This is a genomic window from Morganella sp. HMSC11D09, from assembly GCF_001807955.1.
GTDB lineage: Bacteria > Pseudomonadota > Gammaproteobacteria > Enterobacterales > Enterobacteriaceae > Morganella > Morganella morganii.
The window spans coordinates 1-2,451 of the sequence record NZ_KV791709.1 but is presented as its reverse complement, the minus strand read 5'-3'; the positions used below and the strand labels follow the sequence as shown (position 1 = coordinate 2,451).

Annotated in this window: 3 protein-coding genes and 1 pseudogene; all 4 read right to left on the bottom strand. The window is 53.1% G+C overall.

Annotated features, from left to right (window positions below; translation table 11 throughout):
* The coding region (locus tag HMPREF3119_RS18945) for an antiterminator Q family protein (RefSeq protein WP_305777637.1) at positions 1-140 on the bottom strand (140 nt) is incomplete at its 3' end.
* Between the two features lie 30 nt (positions 141-170).
* The gene (locus HMPREF3119_RS15550) at positions 171-1,187 is read right to left on the bottom strand and encodes a DUF968 domain-containing protein (protein WP_070580264.1); all 1,017 of its coding nucleotides are present in this window, start codon (positions 1,185-1,187) and stop codon (positions 171-173) included.
* Positions 1,184-1,977, bottom strand: a pseudogene (locus HMPREF3119_RS15545) (KilA-N domain-containing protein). The gene HMPREF3119_RS15550 and the pseudogene HMPREF3119_RS15545 overlap by 4 nt, the downstream one beginning before the upstream one ends.
* Before the next feature lie 42 nt (positions 1,978-2,019).
* On the bottom strand, positions 2,020-2,451 hold a 432-nt coding region (locus HMPREF3119_RS15540; RefSeq protein WP_246829295.1), incomplete at its 5' end, for a hypothetical protein.

Here is a 2,451-nt window from a genome sequence, read left to right as displayed (position 1 = left end):
TCAGTACATTGCTGACGACTCTTAACCTTTACGGGGATAAGCCCTTTAAACCCGGCGGCAATTGATGACCAGGTTACAGATTCCGGGTTATCCGCAACCCATGCCCCCCAGCGTTCTAATATCATCTGAATATTGCTCATCGTTTATCTCTCCGCACTCCGTACAGCGCATTATCCAAAAACGCCGATCCCGTATGACCGGTTCATAAATCTAAATAACAACTCCAGCTGGCTGCCGTGTTTCCGCTCCCAGGCGTTAACGTCACGGTGTAACTCGTCATGGTGAATACGGCACAGCGGGATGGTGAAAATGTCGTGTGCCTTTGTACCGGTACCGCCGCTGCCGTGCCCGATGATGTGATGCGGGTCATCTGCCTGCTGACCACATACGCAGCACAGCTGACTCTTCACCCATTGCAGGTACTTCGGACACTCCCAGCGCTTTAACTTCGGGATCCGCATAAAACTTGCTGGTGGCTCCGGCTCTATATCAGGAACAACGACCGGTTTTATCTGCTCTACGATGTCCTGAACAATCCGGCTGTGTGAGCACGTCCGGTGAACAATGGAATGCTCCGTCATGGTGCCGGTTATCTCTTCTTCCGGTGACTGCATCAGAATGTAAGAACAGATGAAGGCCGGAAGATGCTCACTGACACGATGCATCACAGACCAGGTGAACAAATCGGAAGGATTCAGAAGATGGCCGCCGGGCAGCCGCAGGTCGGTAAAGATACTGCGTGCCACAAATGCCCGCTGGTTGCGTAACAGAATTTTGTCCGCCTGCTGCTGGCAGTACTCTCCCTTCCTGAGAATATTGTCATGATGCCAGCACGTCCGGATAAAACCGTCTTTGTGGCGGGTCATGGTCAGTTCATGGTGATGATACGGATCTGCTTCGTCGTCAATCTGGCAATGATTTACTGATGAAACGTAATGACGAAATCCCTGTAAACCACCGGCAGCTTTTACCACGGCGGGATTGTCCAGGAAACGCAGTACCCGCTCATCTGTCAGCAGCGGCTGTGCATCTACCGGAACGCGGCCGGACGGAATGCCATCCATTGAACGGGGAGCCGCACTCACAACATAACGGGCACCGTTCCGGAAGTTGCAAATCTCAGCACCGGGATTAAACACCAGGATCCGGGTATCTTTCTGAACAAAGCCGGTTAACAGGTAATTCATAAGGCCACCGCCGGAGTCATCATCAGTGCCAGCAGTTCCGCTGATTTGCTCTCAAAGAAATGCGGCTGCGTTTCCCTCGGGTTCGCCGGAGATGTGATATTTTTGCCGTACAGAAGCCCCTTTGATGTAACAGACCAGAACAGTTTTTGTGTTCCCTTCGAACCCGGACGGGCTTTCTGTTCGACAATCCCCAGTTCAGCAAGACGTTTGTATGCTCTGGTCGCAGACAAGGCTGCATTGTGATTTTTCAGCAGCGTAGTAGGGAAGTTGTCGGTCTGCTGGAGCCATCCACCGCGCCCGCCGGTGCATCAATCGCATAGGAGGGAGCCAGATCCGGAAGACCAGCCATCTTTTGCAGTTTCTGATACCCGCCCAGTTTTGAGGAATTCGACAGATTCAGCGTTTTCGCCATAGACTCCAGCAGGATAGCGCCTGCCTGTACCTTATCGGCCAGCTGTACCGCCTGCTGTGTTCCGGCCACCGCATCAAACGTGCGGATTACTTTCAGGTTGAACAGCGGGCTTATCCACATGGCATAGGCATAAACAACCTCACGGGCAACATATGTCCCCTGCTCCATACCGCCGCGAATGGTGTTTACAGAGGCGATGCTCATATCTGAGCATCGGTCAATTTCCGAACACAATGCCTGTGTTGATTCCATCCGCATAAAGTTAGATGGCTTATGGCGCTCTTCACCCCCGGCGGCACGGTGTAAATCATTCAGGCAATAGCGACCGGCCATGTCCCGGCGCACATTAATACCGTCAACAATAATCAGATTGCTCATCGTTTATCTCTCCGCTCATTAAGCGCAGCCGTATACTGCGCCTCACATCGCCAGACCGTTTTTTCTTCTCAGTTCCCGTTGTTTTGCCGTGAAGGCCGTAAACAACCGGTTATAGACGGATACAAATTCCCGTTCGGTGAGAGTGGCCCGGTTCTCTTCCGGTACCGGGTCCGTACAGCGGACCTTTTTTACTCCCCGCCGACAGGCTGCCACCAGTTCCTCATATTCGCGGACTTTCTCCTGTGCATCCGGCAATATCCGGAAAGCCATCCGGTCATTCCCGCGCCACCGGGTCGGCGTAACCGCTTCAATCTTCGCTAAAACCCTGACAGCTGACTGGCTGATACTGCGTGATACGCCGTATTTCTCCATGATGTACCCGGAGGTGATTTCAGTTCCGGCCGGTTCCTCTGCCGCAATTCGGGTGTAAAGCATCATCACGCAGCCTCCCGTTCTTTTGCGGCCTGCTCTGTG